The 18,638-nt window shown below is 69.3% G+C and carries 24 protein-coding genes and 1 pseudogene; 14 read left to right on the top strand and 11 right to left on the bottom strand.

The window, feature by feature from the left end; all coding sequences use genetic code 11:
* The 3 genes from ACNA7R_RS08970 to ACNA7R_RS08980 form a co-directional block, all read left to right on the top strand.
* Nucleotides 1–494, top strand: a 494-nt coding sequence (locus ACNA7R_RS08970; protein ID WP_416283224.1) for a CheR family methyltransferase, incomplete at its 5' end; no start/stop codon positions are given.
* A complete protein-coding gene (locus ACNA7R_RS08975) occupies nucleotides 491–2,272 on the top strand; it encodes a Na(+)/H(+) antiporter subunit D (protein WP_416283225.1) in 1,782 nt (593 codons plus the stop codon). The genes ACNA7R_RS08970 and ACNA7R_RS08975, both read left to right, overlap by 4 nt.
* A gap of 55 nt (nucleotides 2,273–2,327) precedes the next feature.
* Nucleotides 2,328–2,819: an MOSC domain-containing protein gene (locus ACNA7R_RS08980; protein WP_416283226.1), complete on the top strand. Its 492-nt coding sequence runs from the start codon at nucleotides 2,328–2,330 to the stop codon at nucleotides 2,817–2,819.
* 105 nt (nucleotides 2,820–2,924) lie between these two features.
* Here the strand turns inward: ACNA7R_RS08980 and ACNA7R_RS08985 are convergent, their stop codons facing one another.
* Nucleotides 2,925–4,046 (bottom strand): pyridoxal phosphate-dependent aminotransferase, encoded by a 1,122-nt coding sequence (locus tag ACNA7R_RS08985; RefSeq protein WP_416283227.1) that lies wholly within the window; start codon nucleotides 4,044–4,046, stop codon nucleotides 2,925–2,927.
* Between the two features lie 135 nt (nucleotides 4,047–4,181).
* Here ACNA7R_RS08985 and ACNA7R_RS08990 point away from each other — a divergent pair, with 135 nt between their 5' ends.
* The 4 genes from ACNA7R_RS08990 to ACNA7R_RS09005 all read left to right on the top strand — a co-directional run bounded on the left by ACNA7R_RS08990 (nucleotide 4,182) and on the right by ACNA7R_RS09005 (nucleotide 6,518).
* Nucleotides 4,182–4,844, top strand: a complete 663-nt coding sequence (locus ACNA7R_RS08990) for a DUF6517 family protein (protein WP_416283228.1) — start codon at nucleotides 4,182–4,184, stop codon at nucleotides 4,842–4,844.
* Between the two features lie 72 nt (nucleotides 4,845–4,916).
* Nucleotides 4,917–5,162, top strand: a complete 246-nt coding sequence (locus tag ACNA7R_RS08995; protein ID WP_416283229.1) for a universal stress protein — start codon at nucleotides 4,917–4,919, stop codon at nucleotides 5,160–5,162.
* Nucleotides 5,163–5,209: 47 nt separating this feature from the next.
* A complete protein-coding gene (locus ACNA7R_RS09000; protein ID WP_416283230.1) occupies nucleotides 5,210–5,695 on the top strand; it encodes a universal stress protein in 486 nt (161 codons plus the stop codon).
* Between the two features lie 70 nt (nucleotides 5,696–5,765).
* Nucleotides 5,766–6,518, top strand: a complete 753-nt coding sequence (locus ACNA7R_RS09005; RefSeq protein WP_416283231.1) for a class I SAM-dependent methyltransferase — start codon at nucleotides 5,766–5,768, stop codon at nucleotides 6,516–6,518.
* On the opposite strand, the gene ACNA7R_RS09010 is transcribed toward ACNA7R_RS09005, so the two are convergent.
* The gene (locus ACNA7R_RS09010) at nucleotides 6,477–7,358 is read right to left on the bottom strand and encodes a universal stress protein (protein ID WP_416283232.1); all 882 of its coding nucleotides are present in this window, start codon (nucleotides 7,356–7,358) and stop codon (nucleotides 6,477–6,479) included. The two genes, ACNA7R_RS09005 and ACNA7R_RS09010, sit on opposite strands and share 42 nt — an antisense overlap.
* 329 nt (nucleotides 7,359–7,687) lie before the next feature.
* Here ACNA7R_RS09010 and ACNA7R_RS09015 point away from each other — a divergent pair, with 329 nt between their 5' ends.
* The 3 genes from ACNA7R_RS09015 (at nucleotide 7,688) to ACNA7R_RS09025 (ending at nucleotide 9,597) form a co-directional block, all read left to right on the top strand.
* Nucleotides 7,688–8,278, top strand: coding sequence for a vitamin K epoxide reductase family protein (locus tag ACNA7R_RS09015; protein ID WP_416283233.1), 591 nt, complete (start codon nucleotides 7,688–7,690; stop codon nucleotides 8,276–8,278).
* 59 nt (nucleotides 8,279–8,337) lie between these two features.
* Nucleotides 8,338–9,084, top strand: a complete 747-nt coding sequence (locus ACNA7R_RS09020; protein WP_416283234.1) for a sugar phosphate isomerase/epimerase family protein — start codon at nucleotides 8,338–8,340, stop codon at nucleotides 9,082–9,084.
* Nucleotides 9,085–9,186: 102 nt separating this feature from the next.
* Nucleotides 9,187–9,597: a hypothetical protein gene (locus tag ACNA7R_RS09025; RefSeq protein ID WP_416283235.1), complete on the top strand. Its 411-nt coding sequence runs from the start codon at nucleotides 9,187–9,189 to the stop codon at nucleotides 9,595–9,597.
* Here ACNA7R_RS09025 and ACNA7R_RS09030 read toward each other — a convergent pair.
* Nucleotides 9,594–10,037, bottom strand: a complete 444-nt coding sequence (locus ACNA7R_RS09030) for a universal stress protein (RefSeq protein WP_416283236.1) — start codon at nucleotides 10,035–10,037, stop codon at nucleotides 9,594–9,596. The genes ACNA7R_RS09025 and ACNA7R_RS09030 overlap by 4 nt on opposite strands.
* Nucleotides 10,038–10,152: 115 nt before the next feature.
* Nucleotides 10,153–11,721 (bottom strand): ABC1 kinase family protein, encoded by a 1,569-nt coding sequence (locus tag ACNA7R_RS09035; RefSeq protein ID WP_416283237.1) that lies wholly within the window; start codon nucleotides 11,719–11,721, stop codon nucleotides 10,153–10,155.
* A gap of 184 nt (nucleotides 11,722–11,905) precedes the next feature.
* On the opposite strand from ACNA7R_RS09035, the gene ACNA7R_RS09040 reads away from it, so the two are divergent.
* Nucleotides 11,906–12,355, top strand: a complete 450-nt coding sequence (locus ACNA7R_RS09040) for a universal stress protein (protein ID WP_416283238.1) — start codon at nucleotides 11,906–11,908, stop codon at nucleotides 12,353–12,355.
* A 268-nt stretch (nucleotides 12,356–12,623) separates the two neighbouring features.
* The gene (locus tag ACNA7R_RS09045) at nucleotides 12,624–13,730 is read left to right on the top strand and encodes an aminotransferase class V-fold PLP-dependent enzyme (RefSeq protein ID WP_416283239.1); all 1,107 of its coding nucleotides are present in this window, start codon (nucleotides 12,624–12,626) and stop codon (nucleotides 13,728–13,730) included.
* Here the strand turns inward: ACNA7R_RS09045 and ACNA7R_RS09050 are convergent.
* The 3 genes from ACNA7R_RS09050 to ACNA7R_RS09060 all read right to left on the bottom strand — a co-directional run bounded on the left by ACNA7R_RS09050 (nucleotide 13,727) and on the right by ACNA7R_RS09060 (nucleotide 15,591).
* Nucleotides 13,727–14,170 carry a universal stress protein gene (locus ACNA7R_RS09050; RefSeq protein ID WP_416283240.1) on the bottom strand — a complete coding sequence of 148 codons (444 nt, stop codon included), beginning with the start codon at nucleotides 14,168–14,170 and terminating at the stop codon, nucleotides 13,727–13,729. The two genes, ACNA7R_RS09045 and ACNA7R_RS09050, sit on opposite strands and share 4 nt — an antisense overlap.
* Before the next feature lie 85 nt (nucleotides 14,171–14,255).
* On the bottom strand, nucleotides 14,256–15,146 hold the full coding sequence (locus ACNA7R_RS09055) for a universal stress protein (protein ID WP_416283241.1): 891 nt from the start codon (nucleotides 15,144–15,146) through the stop codon (nucleotides 14,256–14,258).
* A gap of 7 nt (nucleotides 15,147–15,153) precedes the next feature.
* The gene (locus tag ACNA7R_RS09060; RefSeq protein ID WP_416283242.1) at nucleotides 15,154–15,591 is read right to left on the bottom strand and encodes a universal stress protein; all 438 of its coding nucleotides are present in this window, start codon (nucleotides 15,589–15,591) and stop codon (nucleotides 15,154–15,156) included.
* A gap of 180 nt (nucleotides 15,592–15,771) precedes the next feature.
* Here ACNA7R_RS09060 and ACNA7R_RS09065 point away from each other — a divergent pair, with 180 nt between their 5' ends.
* Complete coding sequence (locus ACNA7R_RS09065) at nucleotides 15,772–16,203, top strand: universal stress protein (protein WP_416283243.1); 432 nt, start codon at nucleotides 15,772–15,774, stop codon at nucleotides 16,201–16,203.
* Nucleotides 16,204–16,214: 11 nt separating this feature from the next.
* Here ACNA7R_RS09065 and ACNA7R_RS09070 read toward each other — a convergent pair whose 3' ends face one another.
* Nucleotides 16,215–16,664, bottom strand: coding sequence for a pyridoxamine 5'-phosphate oxidase family protein (locus ACNA7R_RS09070; protein WP_416283244.1), 450 nt, complete (start codon nucleotides 16,662–16,664; stop codon nucleotides 16,215–16,217).
* A gap of 111 nt (nucleotides 16,665–16,775) precedes the next feature.
* On the opposite strand from ACNA7R_RS09070, the gene ACNA7R_RS09075 reads away from it, so the two are divergent.
* Nucleotides 16,776–17,261 (top strand): universal stress protein, encoded by a 486-nt coding sequence (locus ACNA7R_RS09075; RefSeq protein WP_416283245.1) that lies wholly within the window; start codon nucleotides 16,776–16,778, stop codon nucleotides 17,259–17,261.
* Here the strand turns inward: ACNA7R_RS09075 and ACNA7R_RS09080 are convergent.
* The 3 genes and pseudogenes from ACNA7R_RS09080 to ACNA7R_RS09090 all read right to left on the bottom strand — a co-directional run.
* Nucleotides 17,246–17,359 (bottom strand): annotated as a pseudogene (locus ACNA7R_RS09080) (universal stress protein); the annotation flags it as partial. The gene ACNA7R_RS09075 and the pseudogene ACNA7R_RS09080 sit on opposite strands and share 16 nt — an antisense overlap.
* Before the next feature lie 57 nt (nucleotides 17,360–17,416).
* Nucleotides 17,417–17,605, bottom strand: coding sequence for a hypothetical protein (locus ACNA7R_RS09085; RefSeq protein ID WP_416283246.1), 189 nt, complete (start codon nucleotides 17,603–17,605; stop codon nucleotides 17,417–17,419).
* A gap of 142 nt (nucleotides 17,606–17,747) precedes the next feature.
* Entirely contained in the window at nucleotides 17,748–18,617 is an 870-nt protein-coding gene (locus ACNA7R_RS09090; RefSeq protein WP_416283247.1) for a universal stress protein, read from the bottom strand.
* Nucleotides 18,618–18,638: the final 21 nt, after the last annotated feature.

An 18,638-nucleotide genomic window follows, 5' to 3' on the forward strand; every position in this document is an offset into this window, starting at 1 on the left:
CCTGCCGCAATGTGCTGATCTATCTGCGGCCCGAAGCCCAGAGCAGGATCCTGGCGCTGTTTCATTTTTCGCTGGTCCCCAACGGCACGCTCCTGCTCGGCAGCGCCGAGGCGGGCAACGGGCTCGTCCTCGCGCTGTTCGTCGTCTCGGGCGGGCTCAACGTCGCGTACTTCTGGCCGATCATCTACACCGCCTTCTTTGAGGGCGAGGAGGGCGATCCGAAACCCGTTCTCGAGGGCCCGCTGGGCGGCGCTCGAGCCGACGGCGGGGACGAGCGAACCGAATCGCGGCCACCGTCGGCGGCCCGGGCCGACGGCGGGAACTCGAGGTGGGAGCGACGGCCGTGGACCGGCGGGGAGACGACGTGGCTCCTGCTCGGTCCGATCCTCGCGGCGAGCGCGCTCGTGGTCGCGATCGGGGTCGCCGCCGACTGGCTGTTCGTCCTCGAACTCGCGCGCCTGGCCGCGGAGAACGCGGGGGTGAGTAGCCCGTGATCGGCACCGGCCCCGACTGGCTGCTCGCGGTCCCGCCGCTGCTGGTCGTCCTCCTCGGGACCGCGCTCGTCCCGTTTTCCTCGCGACGGCTCGGCCACGCCCTCGCGGCCGTCACGCTCGGGATCGACGCGGTCTGGACGCTGCTCGTCCCCGACGGGACGGGGCCGACGGCGACGTTTCTGGGGCTCGAGGTCGTGCTCGTCCGCGTCGACGACGCCTCGCGGCTCGTCGGGCTGGCGCTCTCGGCGTTCGGCGCGCTGGCGGTCGGCTACACCTTCCTCGTCGGCACCGACGACCGCCACCTGCTGCTCGCGCTCGCGTACGTCGGGACCTCGCTGTGGACCGTCTTCGTCGGCGACTGGCTGGGGCTCGCGCTCGGCTGGGAGCTGATGGCCGTCGCCAGCACCCTGCTCGTCTGGTACTGCGGCGGCGAGGCGGTGCGGGCGGGGTACCGCTACGCGCTGGTCCACGCTATCGGGGGCGGCCTGCTGCTGGTCGGCGTCGCCCTCCACTGGGTGGCCGTCGGCCCCTCGGCGACCGCGCTACAGTACGACGGAACCGGGATCAGCCCGGGACTGTCCGCGATCGCGGTCGGCCTCGCCGTCGGCGTCAACGCGGCCCTCATCGGCGTCCACGTCTGGCTCCCGCGAACCTACGCCGCGCCCCACGTCGGGACCTCCGTGATCCTCTCGGCGTACACGACGAAGGTCGCGGTGTACGCGGCCTACCGGGCGTTCCCCGACGGCAACCTCGCGCTCGCGACCGTCGGCGCCGCGATGACCGTCTACGGCGCGGCCTACGCCCTCGCCCAGAAGGACATGCGCAAGCTGCTGGCCTACCACATCCAGGCCCAGGTCGGCTACATGCTCGCCGGGATCGGGCTGGGTTCGGCGCTCGGGGTCGCGGGCGGGTTCGGCCACCTGTTCAACAACGTCCTCTACAAGGGGCTGCTGTTCATGGTCGCGGGGTTCGTCGTCGTCCGCACCGGGAAGAACAAGCTCGACGGCTTCGGCGCGCTCGGGCGGGCGACGCCCCTGCTCTTCGTAACCTTCCTCGTGGCCGCGCTCTCGATCACCGGCGTCCCCGGCTTCAACGGGTTCGTCACGAAGGGGATGGTCCTCGACGCGGCCGCCGAGGCCGACGCGACCCTCCTCGAGGCCCTGCTGCTCGCCGGGGCCGTCGGCACGTTCGTCTCCTTCATGAAGTTCGGCTACTACGCCTTCCTCGAGGGCGAGCGCGCCTCGATCCCCGACCTCTCGCCGGCCGATCTCGTCGTTTCGGCGCCGATCGCCGTCGCCTGCGTCCTGCTCGGGATCTTCTACCCCGCGCTGTTCGCGCTCCTGCCGGCGACCGACGCCTGGAGCACCGACCCCTACTCGGTGGCCCACCTCTACAAGGCCGTCGTGCTCGCGGGCGGCAGCCTCGTCGCGTTCGTCGTCGCGAAACCGCTGTTCGGCCGCGTCGCCGGGGGCCGGGACGTCGATACCGTCCGGGATCCGTTCGTTTTCCGTGGGACGCGAGCGCTTACGGGTGTTCTCGAGCGAACGTTCGCCCGGGTCGACGGCTTGGCCGCTCGAGCCGGCTGGGGGACCGTAACTGCGGTCCGGAACCCGGGCGCGACGATCGCCGCCGCGTTGCCCGCGTCGCTCGAGGATCGGTACCGGGATCGGCTCGATCGGACCCCCGGAAAGTCGGGGCTGAAGACGAGCGTCGGCACGACCGTCGCGCTCGCGTTCGCGGCCCTTGCGGTCGCGCTGGTGGTCGCGCTGACGTTCTAGGTGCGAGATCGACGCCACTCCGAGCGTTTATATTCCGCCGAGCGGCACATCTCGTATGACCGGAAGTGGCACCGTCGAACGGATCTTTACTGCGCCGGAAGCCGAGGCGGAGATGGAGGAACGGACCGACGTCGAAGCGGTCGCCGGGCGGGGGCTCCGAGGGGATCGCTACTTCGCCGGGAACGAGACGAGAACGTTCGTCGAGTGGGAGTCGGACGAGGAGCGCCACGACGGGTACGACCTCACGCTGATCGAACGGGAGGCCGTGACGGCGATCGAACGCGAAGCGGGAATCGAACTCGAGCCGGGCGAACACCGACGGAACGTCGAAACGCGCGACGTCGCGCTCAACCATCTCGTCGGGCAGCGGTTCCGGGTCGGCGACGTCGTCTGCCGGGGGGATCGGCTGTGCGAGCCGTGTAGCCACTTACAGCGCCTCACGCAGGACGGCGTGTTGCAGGCGCTCGTTCACCGAGGGGGGCTCCGGGCGGACGTGCTCGAGGACGGAACGATTCGACCCGGAGACGTCGTCGAACTGCTCGAGTGATCCGCCCCCTTCATCCGAAACCGGCTCGTATCCTCGCGTTCGACATTCCCCGTACACGCCGCCGTTTTTCGCCCGGCGTCCGCGTGAACTCGAGGACGCCCGCCGCTACCGAACCGCTCGAGTCGCGTCGTCGATGATCTCGAGGGCCTCCTTCAACTCTGCCGTCCCCGTGGCGTAGGAGAGGCGGGCGTACCCCTCGCCGTTGGCGCCGAAGGCGTCGCCGGGGACGACGATCACGTCCCGCTCGAGCACCTCGTCGCACCAGCCCTCGGGCACCTTCGGCATGACGTAGAACGCACCCGACGGCGTGGGGACCTCGAGGCCGGCGTCCTCGAGGCCGTCGACGACCAGATCCCGTCGCTCCTCGAACGCCGAGACCATCTCGCGGACGGGCTCCTGGGGACCGGTCAGCGCGGCCTCGGCGGCGTACTGGGCGGGCGCGGAGGCACACGCCTGGGCGTACTGGTGGACCCGCAGCATCCGTTCGATACGTCGGTTGGAGCCGAGGACCCAGCCCAGTCGCCAGCCGGTCATCGAGTAGGTCTTCGAGCAGGCGCTGACGACGACGACGTTGTCGCTCTCGGCGAACTCGAGGGGCGAGCGGTGTTCGCCCTCGAAGACGATCCGTTCGTACACCTCGTCGGAGAGACAGAGCACGTCGTGTTCGTCCGCGATGCGGGCGAACTCGCGCATGTCTTCCTCGCTCTGAACCGCACCCGTCGGGTTCGCGGGGCTGTTGACGACGAACGCGGCGGTCTCGTCGGTGATCGCCGCCTCGACCGTCGCGGGGTCGAGGGTGAGGTCGTCGCGCAGGCCGACGGGTTTGGGCGTCCCGCCCGCGATGTGGGTCAGGGCGTCGTAGGAGACGAACCCGGGGTCGGGAAAGATAACCTCCTCGCCGGGGTCGACGTGGGCCTCGAGCGCGAGGTGGAGCGCCTCGCTCCCGCCGGAGGTAGCGATGACCTCGGCAGGGTCGATCTCGAGTCCGTAGTCGCGGTCGTACTTCGCGGCGATCGCCTCCCGGAGCGATCGCGTCCCCTTGTTCGACGTGTAGGCGTCGGTCCGTTCGGCTTCGATCGCCTCGATCGCCCCCCGTCGGGCGTGCTCGGGCGTCGGGAAGTCAGGCTGTCCGATCCCGAGGTTGATCGCGTCCTCGCCGGCGGCCTCGAACACTTCGCGGATACCGCTGATCGACACCTGCTCGACCCGGGCTGCAAACTCCGTCATGGCTACACCGGCGTGGGCGATCCCGATAACTCTTGATGTGTCGTCCTCTCGCACGCGCTCGAAATACCCAAACGCACACTTACAGGAACTATTTGGTCAAAAACGATATACGTACTCGGCCGCATCGTCGGGACGATGGCTCCCCCCCGACGATCGGTCCTCGCCGCGGGAGCGGCGGGCGGGCTCGCACTCGGTGCCGGCTGCCTCGACGTCGTCTCCGGCGAGGAACCCCTCGAGTTCGCCGCCGATCGCGTCGAACCGACCGAGGCGACGGTCGCCGAAACCGGCTACGAGAGTCGGCGAAGCGAGCGCGCGTCGATCGACCGCACCGTCGAGGCCGGCCTCGAGCGCGAGGTACGGGCGTCGATCTGGCAGTCCGTCTACTCGAAGACGCGGGAACACCGGGGCGAGGACCGCGAGGCGAGCCTGTTCGCCGCGGTCTCGACCCCGGAGATGGCCGTTGCCGGACGATCAGCCAACCCGCTTGCCGACGCCTCGAGCGAGGAGTTGCTCGAGGAGATCCTCGACCGCGTCGACGGCCCACACGGCGATCTCGAGGGCCTCGAGCGCGAGCGGTCGTTCGCCCTCGAGATCCTCGGGACGGGCCGGGAGGTCGACGTCTTCGCGGGCGAGACCGACCTCGACGGCGAACGGGTCGGCGTCGACGTGCTGATCGCCTCGTTCGACCACGAGGGCGACTTCCTCGTGACCGTCGGCACGCACCCGACGCTGCTGGCCGAGGAGTCGGCGAACCTCGAGCTGCTCATGGAGTCCCTGGAGCATCCGATCGAGGGGTAGCGGTATCGACGACCCCGCCCGCGCCCGAGGGGTGGAACCTATTTGACTCGGCCGGTGGTGGGACCCCACGCCATGTACGAGACGATCCTCGTCGCGACGGACGGCAGCGATCCGGCGAGCCGCGCGGTCGAGTACGCGGTCGATCTCGCGTCGACGTTCGACGCCGACCTGCACGCGATCTCCGTCGTCGACACGTACCGGTACGGCGACTCGATGCTCTCGGGCGATCGGACGGTCGTCGACGAGCTACAGAACCGCGCCCGGAGCGTGCTCGGGGACCTCGAGAGGGGCGTCGACCGACCGGTGTTGACGGCCTGATCCCGAACGCGAACCGTTAGGCCTCCGGCGGTCCAATCGCCGGTACGATGACCGGAGACGACGATCCCGACGCGCCGATTCGATCGATCCTCGCCCCGACCGACGGCAGCGACGCCGCCGACGCCGCCCTCGAGCGAGCGCTCCGGTTCGCCGACCTCGAGGGGGCGACCGTCCACGTCCTCTCGGTGGTCGACACGACGGCGAATCCGATGCGATTCGGCGTCGCGGAGGTCGCCGACCTCGACCGGGCGCGGACGGACCTCGTCGACGGCATCGTCGACGCCTGCGGCGATCGAACGCCGGAACTCGAGGTACGGGGTGCGGTTCGCCGCGGCCGTCCGGCGGAGACGATCCTCGAGTACGCCGAGGAACAGGCGATCGACCTGCTCGTCGTCGGTCGAACGGGCCGGGGCGGCGTCGCCGAGGCGCTCCTCGGAAGCACCGCCGACCGACTGGTACGTCGGTCGCCGATCCCCGTCGTGGTCGTTCCGGACGTCGACGAGACCGACGATCGACCCGGCGGTGCCGAGTAGTTTTATTCGGCTCCGCGGTGTACGGCCGTCGACTCGCTACCTGGAGCCCACGGCTCGAGGCGACCGAGGAGTGACCGGCGATCAGCGCGCTACGAGCGAGGCGACCGACCGACCGCCAGGACCGATCGCCCGCGTTTCCCGGTCGAAACCGGACGCTCGAGACTGGTACGATGCGTTCAGCCGCCGGTACGACGCCGTCGCCAACCCGTTCGAGACTCCCGCGCGGACGAGCGGGCTCGAGCTGCTCGCCCCGGAGCCGGGCGAGCGCGCCCTCGACGTCGGCTGTGGGACCGGTACCGCCCTCGTCGCCCTCGCGCGAGCCGTCGGCCCGACGGGAATCGCAGTCGGAATCGATCTCGCCGACGGGATGTGTCGGGCGTCCCGACGGGCGCTGGCCGGGGCCGGCCTCGAGCGAGGCGTCGTACTCGTCGGCGACGGTGCGAGCCTGCCGTTCGCAGACGAGGCTTTCGACGCCGTCTTCGCGAGCTTCGTCCTCGAGCTCTTCGACACGCCCGAGCTTCCGGCCGTCCTCGCGGAGTGGCGTCGCGTCCTCGCTCCGGACGGCCGGCTCTGTGTCGTTTCGCTTTCCCGCGGCGGGTTCGGTCCGACGACGTGGCTCTACGAGCGGGTCCACAATCTGTTGCCGACCGCCGTCGACTGCCGGCCGATCTACGTCACCGAGACCCTGCGCGAGGCCGGCTTTCGGGTCCTCGAGGCGCGGTACGAAACCGTCTGGCGGCTACCCGTCGAGATCGGTCTCTGTCGGCCGCGAGAGGACGGGTCAGGCGGGCGCCCCGCGAACCAGCGTGACCGTCCGGGGTGAGCGACGGGCGACCCGCTCGGCGACCGACCCGGTGAACAGCCGGGCCGCGAGCGAGCGGCCGTGGCTCCCCATGACGAGCTGGTCGTAGCCGTTCGATTCGGCGTACTCGACGATCTCCCTCGCGGGCGCCCCGGACGCGGTCTCGGTCTCGAGCGTCGCGCCCCGGCCCTCGGCCAGCGTCGTCGCCGACTCGAGGATCCCCTCGGCTCGACGCTCGCGGTCCTCGAGGATCGCCTCCAGGTACGTTCCCTCGACCTGCGATCGCGGGCGATCGAACGGGAGGTTCAGGGCGTGGACGGCCGTGTGGGAGGCGTCGGGAAACGTCTCGAGGGCGTAGGCGAGCGCGGCCTCGGCCTGCTCGGAGCCGTCGAGGGGGACCAGGATCTCGCCGGGAAGCTCCCGGTCCCGGATCGTCGCGGTCGTCTCGGGGACGACCGTCGTCGAGACCGACGATCGGCGGACGACGGCCTCGCTCACGCGGCCGAGGAAGGGACGGGTGATCGGCGACCGACCGTGGCTGCCGAGGACGACGTGGTCGACGTCCTCCTCGTCGGCGACTGCGAGGATCTCGGTGTGAGGCGTCCCCGTTCGGAGGATCGTCCGGAGGTCGCAGTCGTGCTCGTCGGCGCGCTCGGTCGCGCGCTCGAGAACCCGCTCCCCCCGCTCTTTCGCGCGCTCGGCGGTCGATTCGGGCGATCCCACGGTCGCGGTGTGATCGCGTGCGGGGTCGACGACGAACAGTGCGGTCGGTGACGCGTCGGGAAACGACGCGAGACAGTACTCCAGCCCGGCGAATCCCCGGTCGGAGCCGTCGACGGGGACGAGGACGTGGCGTGGCATGGTCGTGTCGGAGGCGGGCGTTCGGCCCGCTCGGACCCGTCTCCCACGCCGACGGGGATAAAACGGCGGTCGGATCGGTCGACGGCCGGCAGTCGCTCGAGGGAGACGGTAGTTCACAGCGTGATCGGCTACAATGGTTGTGCAACTATTGTGCAAAATAGGTGGCGCTACTTTCCCTCTCGAAATTTGAGAAAATCAGAGTAATCGTATTTAGGCCGATTATACCACCCTCATCTGGATCATGATATCGTTGGCCGGCCACCTCGAGTGTGTAATATTGTGGTAGTTGTACAATATTTATGGTGAGCCGGTCCCAACTCGAGAACACAATGGGAGAAACCGCAACGAAAACCGGACTGGGACAGTCGCAGGGAATCCGCGAACACGTAAACACGCTCCTCGGTGCCTTTCTCGGCATCGCGGTGATCGGCTGGGGAGCCAGCGTCTTCCTCACCGCGGTGCACTTCTGGGCGCTCCCGCTTCCCGCGGGGATCGAGCCCGAGGGGAGCCTGGCCGTGATCACGAGCGCGTGGGCCTACGTCGGGCCGATACCGCTGGCGCTGCTCGGCGCCGGCTACTACGCCACGATGATCGTCCTCGGCGGGCTCTGGCTCGAGACGAAATCGCCGCTGCTCGAGCGGGGGATCTTCCTGATCACCACGGGCGGGCTCGCCGCCTCGGCGTACTTCGTCTACCTCCAGCTGGGGGTCATCGGCGCGATCTGCCCGTTCTGTATGATCTCGGCGGCCGCGACCACGAGCCTGTTCGCGATCGAACTGCTCGTGAAGTCACTCGGCGGGGCGAGCGTCGCCCCCTCGGTCTCGAGCACCCGGATCTGGCCGCCGCTGGTCGCCGCCACGATCGGGATCACGGTCGCGGCGATGTACGGGATCACGCTGGCGCCCATCCCCGGCGTCTAAACCGGCCGCCAATCCCGACCCGGCGGCGGAACTATGAGGCCGGCGGCCCCTGACCCGGTATGGACCTCGGCCTCACCGTCGGCGACTCCCTCGAGCGCGCCGACCGAACGATCGACGGCTTCGACCTCATCGAGCTGTCGATCGGCGAAGGGACGGATCCGAATACGATCGATACCGGCCGCCTCGAGGGGCTCCTCGAGCGGGAAGGCGCCGACCTCTGTGTCCACCTGCCGTTCAAGCAGGTCGTCGTGACGCCCGTCGACGGGATCAACGACGCGATTCTGGCCTACCAGCGCGAGCTCCTCGAATGGGCGGGATCGGTGGGCGCCGAGAAGGCAGTCCTCCACGGGACGACCCGGAACCCACACGACACGGACCTCCGCCCGGTGTTCGCCGAACAGCTGGCCGCCATCGCCGACGCCGGCGCCGACGCGGGCGTCGAACTCGTCGTCGAGAACGTCGGCCACCAGAAGCGCGGGCTGCCGCTGTCGGTGCTGGGCGATCTGGCCCGCGAGGCCGACACCGCGGTCTGTTTCGACGTCGGCCACGCCTACATGGAGGACGGCGACGACGGGATCAAGCGCTTCCTCTCGCGGTACGGCGACCTCGTCTCCCACCTGCACGTTCACGACGCCCGGAGCAGGGGCGACACCCACCTGCCGCTGGGGGCCGGCGAGATCGACTACGGGATCGTCGCCGATCGGCTCGGCGGATTCGACGGCACCGTCGCGATCGAGGTTTTCACCGACGACGTCCCGCTGTTGTGCGACACCGCCGAGCGAGTTCGGGGACACCTCGAGGGCTGATCGGGCCGGGCTCGAGCGAGACTCCTCAGGTGTCCGTAGGGCTCGAGCCCGCGGCGGAACCTGAACGGTAGTTTGAACAGTTCAGGGTACGAACAGTCGGCGATGAACTCACGGAGCGATTCGAGTGCCCGTCTCCTGCTCGTCGTCAGCGCGATCGCGGTCGTTCTCGTCTACGGCGTGTTGGTTCCTCGAGACGTCCTCGCGGGCGACGGCTCTCGAGCGGTGCTGTACGTGGTCGGTGGCTGGGTGCCGTTCACGCTCGTCTTCTACGCGCTGGGACGGAGCTTTTCCTCGCCCGAGGCGCTTCCGAGCATGCGCAGCGCCGACGCGGGGCTCGGGCTCGTGCTCGTCTTGCTGCTCCTCAGCCTCGGGCTCGAGGCCTGGGGGGTCCCCCCCGAGGAGCTTCCCGAGGCGTACGTCCTCCAGGCGATCGGGATCTTCCTCGGCCTCGCGCTGTTCGGCTGGGGAATCGGCCGGCGCTCGCGGGCGATCGGTCGGCAGGCGGACGGTTAGGCGGTGGCTCCCTTCTCGCCGACCACGAGGACGTCGATATCCCCCTCCCTGGTGACGCCGTCGGTGACGCTGCCGAGCATCATCCGGCTGACTCCGCCCCGACCCCGGGAGCCCATGACGGCGACCGCCGCGCCGACCTCGTCGGCGTACGCGAGGAGTTCCCGGACCGGAACGCCCTCGCGGATCTCGGTCTCGACCTCGAGACCGCGCTCCCGGGCTCGTTTCTCGAGGCGGCCGACGAACGTCTCGGCGCGTTCGGCGAACGCCTCTGCGGCGCTGGCGCCGTCGCCGGGGAGTCGAACGGAGCCCAGCGGTCCCTCCTCGACGACGCAGACGACGAAGACTGCTGCGTCGGTCGTCTCGGCGAGGTCGAACGCCCGCTCGGCGGCCGCCTCGGCGTACTCGCTGCCGTCGGTCGGGACGAGGATTCGGTCGTACATGCGCTCCCGTTCTCGCGCGGAGGGGATAAGTCCGGGTGGCGTATCGTCGCGGGAAGCGAGTTCGAGTCGCCTCGAGCGGTCGCCGTCGACACCCGTCCCAGCCTTTCGGCGACGCTCACCGCCGCGCCCGAACGTACTGGGCGAGGGCGACGACTGCGGCGAGCAGCGCCGGGATCTCGTAGGGCTGGCCGTGAAACGTCAGCACGGCCGCGGCGACGATCAGCGCACCGGCGAGGACGGCGTAGCCGACCGCGGGATCGCCCCCGCTGGGCGGATCAACCGGGTCGGTCCTGACGACGAGTTCACCCCGCTCGAGCTGGCCGAAGACGGCGTCGAACCGGGCGGGCGCCCGAGCGAGGACGGGCGCCGACTCCCGTAGGTCGGCCCGGGTCTCCGCGAGGAGCGTTTCGATCTCGCTCTCGATGAAGCCGTAGTCGACCAGAAACGACCGCGTCGCCGCGAGGAAGTCGAACTCGGGATCGAGGCTCCGACAGACGCCCTCGCCGACCGTGCCGGCCCTGACGAGCAACATCACGTTCGGCGGGATCCGGAACGGGAAGTCGTGGAGCATCGACAGCAGCTCGGTGATGATCGCCCGCCAGGTGATCACCGAACGGCCCTCGAGGTTTTCGATCACCAGCTCGAGCACCCGCCGAACCGCCACCCGGTCGACGGTCGGCTCGAGCACCTCGAGGGCGACGAGCGTGTTCAGCAGGCCGTCGACGTCCCGGCGGACGAGCGTGCGGTAGAGGCTCGCGATGTCGTCCTGCTCCTGGGGTGTGAGCCGCTGGCTCATCCCGTAGTCGTAGATGACGAGCCGGCCGCCGTCGGTCACCGCGAGGTTCCCCGGATGGGGGTCGGCGTGAAACACGCCGTCGACAAGGCCCATCTTCAGGTAGGTTCGGGCGATCAGGGTCGCCATCTCGGTCGGATCGGTGTCGGCCGCGGCGAGGGCGTCCCCGTCGGTGATCTTCCGTCCCTCGACGTACTCCATGGCGATCACGCGGTCGGAACACAGCCCGTCGTAGGTCGCGGGGACGACGACCCGGTCGTCGTCGGCGAAGTTCTCGCCGATGTCGGCCATGATCGCGGCCTCCCGCTCGAAATCCAGCTCCTCGAGGATGATCGCCTCGAAGTCGTCGGCGACGTTCTCGAGCGAGTACCGCTGGCGCTCGTCGGCGAACGTCGCGATCAGCGGCATGATCCCCCTGATGACCCGGAGGTCGCGCTCGATCAGCGAGACCAGCCCCGGTCGGCGGACCTTCAGCGCGATCCGCTCGCCCTCGTACGCCGCGGTGTAGACGAACGCGAGCGAGCCGCCCGCGACGGGCTCGACCGTCTCGAGGTCGAGGTCGTCGCCGAGGTCGTCCTCGAGGACGGTCAGCGGATCCCCGCCCGTGTTCTCGGGCACCTCGTCTTGCAAGCTCGAAAAGACCTCGACGTACGTCGGCGGGACGACGTCCGGGCGCGTCGACAGCACCTGGCCGACCTTGATGAACGCGGGCCCGAGATCGAGCATCGTCTCGGTGAGGCGTTCGGCCCGCTCGCGGTGGGTCGCCGTCGACACCCGACGCGGTGGCCCGAACAGGAGGAGCCGCCGTCGGTCCCGGAGCAGGGCGAGCGCGACGGGGAGAAATCGGAGCAACACCTGGGCGTACCGCAGGTAGTAGCCGTAGCCGTTCATCGCTCGAGGGCGGCGTCGGCGGCGATCGTCTCCCTGTCCATAGCGGGCGTTCGGTTCCCGGTCACAAATACGTCAGCATCCTGGCAATCCGGGCGGCGGTTGCACGAACGGATCCCTTTCGCTCTCTCCCAGTTTCTTGGAACTCGTCGCCGAGAATATAGTGCTCGCTCGCGTCGGTTCAGATATGTACGATAGACTCCTGCTGCCGACGGACATGAGCGCCGGGATCGACGACGCGATCGACCACGCGATCGACGCGGCAAAGCGGTACGACGCCGAGTTGCACGTCCTGTACGTCGTCGACACCGACGCCTACAGCTCCTACCCCGGCGACGAGTACGTCCACGAGTTCGAGGGCTTAGAGAGCGCCCTCGAGCAGGCCGGCACCGACGCCGTCGAGGCGATCGTCGAGGAAGCCGAGGCCGCCGGGCTCGAGACGACCGAGATCGTCCGCCACGGCGTTCCCCACGAGGAGATCCTCAGGTACGGCGACGAGGCCGACATCGGGCTCACGGTGGTCGGCTCGAAGAACCGCTCGGGCGAGTACCGGCGACTGCTCGGGAGTGTTGCCGAACGGGTCGTAAACCTGTCCGAGCGTCCGGTGACGGTCGTCAAGTCCCCAGTCGACGAGTAGCGGGCTGCGCCCCTCTCAACAGCTGATAGCACGGTATCGGTATTCGGAGTTGCTCGTAGAAACTGCGCTCCGTACAGACGACTCACTCACCGCTCGCTACGTAACGAACCGGGTGATTCGGATTACGGTCCAGGCTGAACAACGAAATCGCGCTATCGGCTACCGCTATCGACCGTCGCTCGAGGAACGAACCGCGAAAGTGACCCCGTTTTTCTCGCTCGGTTGCCGAGCCGAACGCTTAGGAGCCGCCGAGCCGACGATCGGGTATATGGATCACGAACGGCTCAGGGGCGAAATTCCGGCCCTCGAGCGCGCCAGCTACTTCAACACGGGCGCGGGCGGCCCCAGCCCGCGGCGAGTCGTCGAGGCCACCGAGTCGGCGCTGGAATCCCACGAGTACGAGGCGCCCGTCGAGGACGGGATGTACGTCGCCGCCGGCGAGAGCCACGACGCGACGAAGACCGCGGTCGCCGACCTGCTCGGCGCGAGCGAGGCCGAGGTCGCGCTCACCCAGAGCACGACCGACGGGATCAACCGCGTCGCCGGCGCCGTCGACTGGGACGCCGACGACGTCGTCGTTCGCACGGACCTCGAGCACGCCGCCGGGATCCTCCCCTGGCGCCGCCTCGAGCGCGAGTACGGCGTCGAGGTGCGCGTCCTCGAGACCGAGAACGGACGGGTCGACCTCGAGGACGTCACGAGGGCCCTCGAGGGTGCGACCCTGTTCGAGTTCAGTTCGATCACCTGGACCCACGGCACCCGGCTTCCGGTCCGCGAACTGGTTGACCTCGCCCGCGATGCGGGTGCGGCGACGCTCGTCGACGCCGTCCAGTCGCCCGGCCAGACCGCCGTCAACGTCCACGAGTGGGGTGCGGACTTCGTCGTCGGCGCGGGCCACAAGTGGCTGCTGGGCCCCTTCGGCGCCGGCTTCCTCTACGTTCGGGAGGGCGTCGAGGCCGACTACGCGCCGAGCGCGATCGGGTATCGCAGCGTCGTCGACCCGAACGCACCCGACTACGAGTACGCGCCGGGGGCGGGCCGGTTCGAGGTCGGGACGACCAGCCCCGCGACCGACGCCGGGCTCCGGGCGGCGATCGACCTGTATCGAGAACTCGGCGCCGAGACCGTCGAGGCGCGTATCGAGACGCTGACCGACTACCTCAAGGACGGGCTCTCCGACGAGCGCCTGTTGAGTCCGCGCGCGTTCGAGTCGGGGCTGGTCACCGTCGACGTCGACGACCCCGAGGCGACGGTAGAGCGACTCGCCGACGAGGATATCGTCGTCCGGTCGCTGCCGTACCCCGAGGCGATCCGGATCTCGGTCCACGTCTTCAACACGCGAGCCGAGATCGATCGGCTGCTCGAGGCGCTCTAGATCGTCTGCGAGCGATTGCGAACGACGACGACGGGCATCGGCGACCGACGGACGACGTTCTCCGCCACACTGCCAAGGAGGACTCTCGAGATCCCCTCGCGGCCGTGACTGCCGACGACGATCACGTCGCACCCCTCGTCCTCGGCGTACTCGACGATTCGGTCGTCCGGCTTCCCGGCGAGGACCTCGGTCTCGAGCTCCCGGCCGCGGTCGGCCGCCAGCTCCCGGGCGGGCTCGAGGAGTTCGTCGGCGTACTCGCGGGCCTTCTCGGTGACGGGCGGACTGATACCCGGCCCCTCGAAGGCGCCCCAGTACCCCTCCGGGATCTGGATGACGTGGAGCGCGGTGACGTCGGCGTCCGGAAACGTCTCGAAGGCGAACTCAAGGGCGTAGCCCGCGGGCTCGGAGCCGTCGTAGGGGACGAGGATACGGTCGTTCATATCGGAGGTATTCCGACGGATCGCATAATGGTATCCACCGTCATCGGGGCTGATAGCTCGTCTCGCCCCGCCCGGGAGCCGGCGATCAGCGCCCGAGACGCGACCCGAGCCGACGCAGCCTCGAGGGGACGGGATCGTGGCGCTTCGCCAGCACGACGGTGCCCGCGGCGTGGCGACCGACCGCCTCCGAGATCGTTCCCAGGAGCGTGCGCTGGAGGAGTCCCCCGCGGGAGACACCCAGCACGGTGAGGTCGTGCTCGGTCGTCCGGTCGGTGATCGTCCCCGCGACGTCGTCGGCCTCGATCAGTTCGCGCTCGACCGACGGAACGCCCTCGAAGACCCCCGCGGTCTCGGCGAGCACGGCCCGTGCCTCCTCCCGGGAGAGTTCGGGCTCGTCGGCCTCGAGGACGTGCAACAGCGTTACGTCGGCGTCGTTCGCGCGGGCGACCGAGGCGGCCGCCTCGGCCGCGAACGTGTCGTGGGGGCCGCCGACGACCGGGACGAGCACCGACCCGACGTCGCCGGTCGGCGTCTTGATCCGCTTGACGAGGACGTCGCAGCCGGCGTCCCGAAGGACCTTATCGAGGTGAGATCCCAGGATCACGTCCCGTCGGGGCGGTCGCCCGCGCCACCCCATCAGGATCGCGTCGACGTCGTACTTGTCGACCGCGCCGACGATCCCCGTGGCCACGCCGCGGGCCATCCGAACGCGCCTGCCGACGGGGACGCCCCGGGAATCGACGGACGCCGCGGCCTCCTCGAGCATCGCTTCGGTCTCGTCCTCGAGGAGGTACCGGCGCCCGTCCTGCAGCGACAGCTGGGCGGGGACCTCGAGGACGTACACCAGCAGGATGCTGTAGGAGCGGTCGGTCGCGACGTCGATCGCGGTGTCGAGCTGGCGGTCCGCGGTTTCGGCGTTCGCGACCGGAACGAGCAGGGTCCCGTCGACGTCCGTGGTGTGGTTCGTCGTCGTCATGATCGACTCACCGAACGATCGTCACCGGGACGGCTGCTCGACGGGTCACCGTCTCGGCGACGCTCCCGATGAGGATCCGCGAGATGCCCGAGCGACCGTGGCTCCCGATGACGACGTGGTCGACGTCCTCGGACTCCGCGTACTCGAGAATCGTCCGGGACGCGCCGCCGGTCTCGACGGCGGTCTCGAGGTCCGTCGTCTCCAGGACGCCGGCCTCCCGGAGCCGTTCGCGGGCCTCCTCGCAGATCTCCTCGCCGCGCTCGCGTGCCCGGTCGAACGCCACGGGGTCGTAGTAGCCGCCCTCGGCGCCCGCGTACGAGCCCGCGGAGGGGTCGACGACGTGCAGGGCGGTGATCCGACCGCCCGCGTAGTTCTCGGCGGCGTGCTCGAGCGCGGCCCACGAGGGCTCCGAACCGTCCAGCGGAACCAGGATGTGTCGTGCCATACGGGAGTCATCGCGGTCCGAACATAAAGCATTCCGCGGTGATTCTCGACGACGGGAAACGCCGGCATCGGTCCTCGAGTGGCGGACCGGAACTCCCGTTCGCCCGCTCCCGTATCAGAAGGAACGACTCTTGGCCGTCGATGAATTACCATTATATATCTCTTCGGTGTACGTGCGACGATGTTCGACAGGATCCTCGTTCCGGTGGACGGCTCCGATCACTCCCGGCGCGCGCTGCGGGTCGCGGCGACCGAGTTCGAGACGAACGAGATCGTCGTCTTGCACGTGCTCGATCCGTTCCGCGCCGCCTCGACGACCGAGGAAGCGGTCTGGAACCGCGAGTACATGGACGAGCGCGAACGCGATGCCGAACGGCTGCTCGAGGAGTACGCCGACCTCGCGACCGAGCTCGACGTCCCGGTCAGGACGGAGCTCGTTCGGGGTTCACCTTCCCGGGCGATCGTCGGCGCCGTCGGCGACCTCGACGTCGATCACGTCGTCGTCGGGAGCCAGGGTCGATCGGGGATCGGACGCGTGCTGCTCGGCAGCGTCGCCGAAACCGTCGCGAGACGGTCCCCCGTCTCCGTGACGATCGTTCGCCCCGAGGAGTAGCAGCGGGTAGCCTACGGTTCCGACGGAACTTCCTTGCGCCCCGACAGCGTCTCGGGGTCGAGCCGGAAGTCCCGAAACGTCAGCTCCTCGCGGGGCTGCTCGAAGACGTCGACCTCGGGGATCTCGATCCCCCACATCCCCTGGACGGTCGTCGACTCGTACGACGCCTCCTCGACGGCCTCGAGACGGCCCGTCGCGACGGCGCTGTGCCAGCCGTCGTCGGTTTCCCCGTAGGTGACGAACGACACCGGTCGATCGACGAGCTCCGCCTTCCGACTCTCCGGCGGCAGCGACAGGCGGAAGTAGAACGCCTCGATATCGGCGTTGTAGCCGTAGGAGACGGGTATCGAGGCCGGTGCGGTGTCGGCCTCGGCGCCGAAGGTGATGACACCCGTTCCGCCCCGTCCGAGAAACGCCTCGAGTTCCGACCCGCTCAGCTGGTGCCAGCGTGAGTCGTGCATACTCCGGCGAACGACTCGAAAGGGCAAAACATCTCGTTCCGGAAAGTCGGACGGTCCTGGCGACGAGAACGTGCCCTCGAGCATTAATAGCCGCGCGGTGGTGGGACGGGTATGACCTTCGTCGTCCCGTTCGACGGTTCGGCGCTCGCCGAGGCCGCGCTCGTCCGCGCCCTCGAGTACGGACGCGCCTTAGAGGAGGACGTCGTCGCGGTCAGCGTCGTCCCCGAGCGAAAACGCTACGCACGGGAGAAGGGGTGGATCGACGACGATGAGCCGTTCGACCCCGAGCGGATCGTCGCGACCCTGCGGGATCAGGTCGGCGAGCTGGCCCCGGAGGTGTCGCTCGACGCCGAACGCATCCGAGAGTTCCCGCCCGAGGATCGGCTGGCTACCCACATCGAACGGCTCGTGCTCGAGCACGACCCCAGCGTCGTCTTCCTCGGCAGCGACAACGTGGGCCGGGTCGTGACGCCGCTGACCAGCGTCGGCGTCCACCTCGCGGCCGAGGACGCCTACGACGTGTTCGTCGTCCGCCACCCGTCGCCCCCGTCGGTCGCGGGGATCGATCCCCACGAGTCGTTCTACGACGAGTCCTGATCCGCGACCGGCCGCACGGTCAGGACGGGTACGTCCGCGGACGGAACCACGCGCCGGGAGACGCTGCCGAGGACCAGTCGCTCGAGGGTCGACCTACTACCTGCTCTCGGTGTTCGTCGCGAGCGAGTCGGCGCGGTCGTCGACGGTCGCGTCCGTCACTCCCCCCAGACCGGCGATCGACCTAGACAGTAGAGAAAACTCGCCCAGCCGACGACGAGCCCGGTGACGACGATCAGAAAGTCGAGCAGCGACGTCCCGATCAGGACGTCGATCCCGAGGCCGACGCTCAGCAACACCAGACTGACGAAGATCCCGAGGTGACAGCGTCGCTCCGTGCTCGCCATGCGACCGCAGTACCACGACCAACCACTAATCACTTCGCCGGATTGACAGTACCCGTGACAGTTCGGGACGCTCCCCGGCGAGGGGGCGAGCCGCTCGAGACGGGGACGAATCGCGACCAACGTCGTCGCCGCGCTCGAGGCGTCAGCGAACGGTCAACACCGGACAGTGCGCCCGTCGCAGGACGCGAGCGGTGGTGCTTCCCAGCAGGTCGCCGGTTGCGCCGCCCCGGCCCCGCGTCCCCATCGCGATCAGATCGCCCTCGAGCCCGTCGGCGTACTCGACGAGTTCCTCGTCGGGGACTCCTCGGAGGACGTCGGTCTTCACCGACAGGCCGCGCTCGCGGGCGTCCTCGGCGACGGCCTCGACGGCGTTTCGTCCGCCCTCCTTCAGCAGGCCGACCATGCTCCGGGAGGTCTCCTCGAGGTCGTAACTGGTCGTATCGACCACGTAGGGAACGTAGACGGACGCGCCGCAGGCCTCGGCGAACTCGAGGCCGCGCTCGGCGGCGCGTTCGGCGGCGTCGCTGCCGTCGGTGGGGATCACGACGCGGTCGTACGAGATCGCGTCGACGGCCGGCGCGTCGTCCTCGAGTCGGACCGCGATCACGGGGCGGTCGGCCCGGGCGATCACGCGCTCGGTCGTGCTCCCGAGTCCGACCCCCGGACCGTCCCGGACGCGGGTTCCCATCACGACCAGATCGAACCCCTCGTTCTCGGCGTATTCGAGGATAACGTCGTGGGGGTCCCCCTCTCTGACGGCCCGCGTCGTCCCGACGTCGAGATCAGCCGCGCGCTCCTGGACGCGGGCGGTCGCCTGCCGCCCTCGCTTCTCGGCCCGTCCCCGGAGTTCGCCGCGCGCTTGTCCGTCGAGGCCGACGGGCTCGGCGCCGGTTTCGACGACCGAGAGGACGTGAACCGTCGCGTCGAACCGTCGGGCGAACTCGAGCGTACGGTCGATCGCGCTGTCGGCACCGTCACCGCCGTCGATCGGGAGGAGTATCGTCGAGTACATCCGTATCACCGCGTGGTACGG

The organism is Natronococcus sp., assembly GCF_047921035.1.
GTDB lineage: Archaea > Halobacteriota > Halobacteria > Halobacteriales > Natrialbaceae > Natronococcus.

Excerpts from the sequence above, each read along its gene's own strand:
- ACNA7R_RS08980 (WP_416283226.1), top strand. The coding sequence starts at position 2,328 with ATGACCGGAAGTGGCACCGTCGAACGGATCTTTACTGCGCCGGAAGCC.
- ACNA7R_RS08985 (WP_416283227.1), bottom strand. The coding sequence starts at position 4,046 with ATGACGGAGTTTGCAGCCCGGGTCGAGCAGGTGTCGATCAGCGGTATC.
- ACNA7R_RS08990 (WP_416283228.1), top strand. The coding sequence starts at position 4,182 with ATGGCTCCCCCCCGACGATCGGTCCTCGCCGCGGGAGCGGCGGGCGGG.
- ACNA7R_RS08995 (WP_416283229.1), top strand. The coding sequence starts at position 4,917 with ATGTACGAGACGATCCTCGTCGCGACGGACGGCAGCGATCCGGCGAGC.
- ACNA7R_RS09000 (WP_416283230.1), top strand. The coding sequence starts at position 5,210 with ATGACCGGAGACGACGATCCCGACGCGCCGATTCGATCGATCCTCGCC.
- ACNA7R_RS09010 (WP_416283232.1), bottom strand. The coding sequence starts at position 7,358 with ATGCCACGCCACGTCCTCGTCCCCGTCGACGGCTCCGACCGGGGATTC.
- ACNA7R_RS09015 (WP_416283233.1), top strand. The coding sequence starts at position 7,688 with ATGGGAGAAACCGCAACGAAAACCGGACTGGGACAGTCGCAGGGAATC.
- ACNA7R_RS09020 (WP_416283234.1), top strand. The coding sequence starts at position 8,338 with ATGGACCTCGGCCTCACCGTCGGCGACTCCCTCGAGCGCGCCGACCGA.
- ACNA7R_RS09025 (WP_416283235.1), top strand. The coding sequence starts at position 9,187 with ATGAACTCACGGAGCGATTCGAGTGCCCGTCTCCTGCTCGTCGTCAGC.
- ACNA7R_RS09030 (WP_416283236.1), bottom strand. The coding sequence starts at position 10,037 with ATGTACGACCGAATCCTCGTCCCGACCGACGGCAGCGAGTACGCCGAG.
- ACNA7R_RS09035 (WP_416283237.1), bottom strand. The coding sequence starts at position 11,721 with ATGAACGGCTACGGCTACTACCTGCGGTACGCCCAGGTGTTGCTCCGA.
- ACNA7R_RS09040 (WP_416283238.1), top strand. The coding sequence starts at position 11,906 with ATGTACGATAGACTCCTGCTGCCGACGGACATGAGCGCCGGGATCGAC.
- ACNA7R_RS09045 (WP_416283239.1), top strand. The coding sequence starts at position 12,624 with ATGGATCACGAACGGCTCAGGGGCGAAATTCCGGCCCTCGAGCGCGCC.
- ACNA7R_RS09050 (WP_416283240.1), bottom strand. The coding sequence starts at position 14,170 with ATGAACGACCGTATCCTCGTCCCCTACGACGGCTCCGAGCCCGCGGGC.
- ACNA7R_RS09055 (WP_416283241.1), bottom strand. The coding sequence starts at position 15,146 with ATGACGACGACGAACCACACCACGGACGTCGACGGGACCCTGCTCGTT.
- ACNA7R_RS09060 (WP_416283242.1), bottom strand. The coding sequence starts at position 15,591 with ATGGCACGACACATCCTGGTTCCGCTGGACGGTTCGGAGCCCTCGTGG.
- ACNA7R_RS09065 (WP_416283243.1), top strand. The coding sequence starts at position 15,772 with ATGTTCGACAGGATCCTCGTTCCGGTGGACGGCTCCGATCACTCCCGG.
- ACNA7R_RS09070 (WP_416283244.1), bottom strand. The coding sequence starts at position 16,664 with ATGCACGACTCACGCTGGCACCAGCTGAGCGGGTCGGAACTCGAGGCG.
- ACNA7R_RS09075 (WP_416283245.1), top strand. The coding sequence starts at position 16,776 with ATGACCTTCGTCGTCCCGTTCGACGGTTCGGCGCTCGCCGAGGCCGCG.
- ACNA7R_RS09085 (WP_416283246.1), bottom strand. The coding sequence starts at position 17,605 with ATGGCGAGCACGGAGCGACGCTGTCACCTCGGGATCTTCGTCAGTCTG.
- ACNA7R_RS09090 (WP_416283247.1), bottom strand. The coding sequence starts at position 18,617 with ATGTACTCGACGATACTCCTCCCGATCGACGGCGGTGACGGTGCCGAC.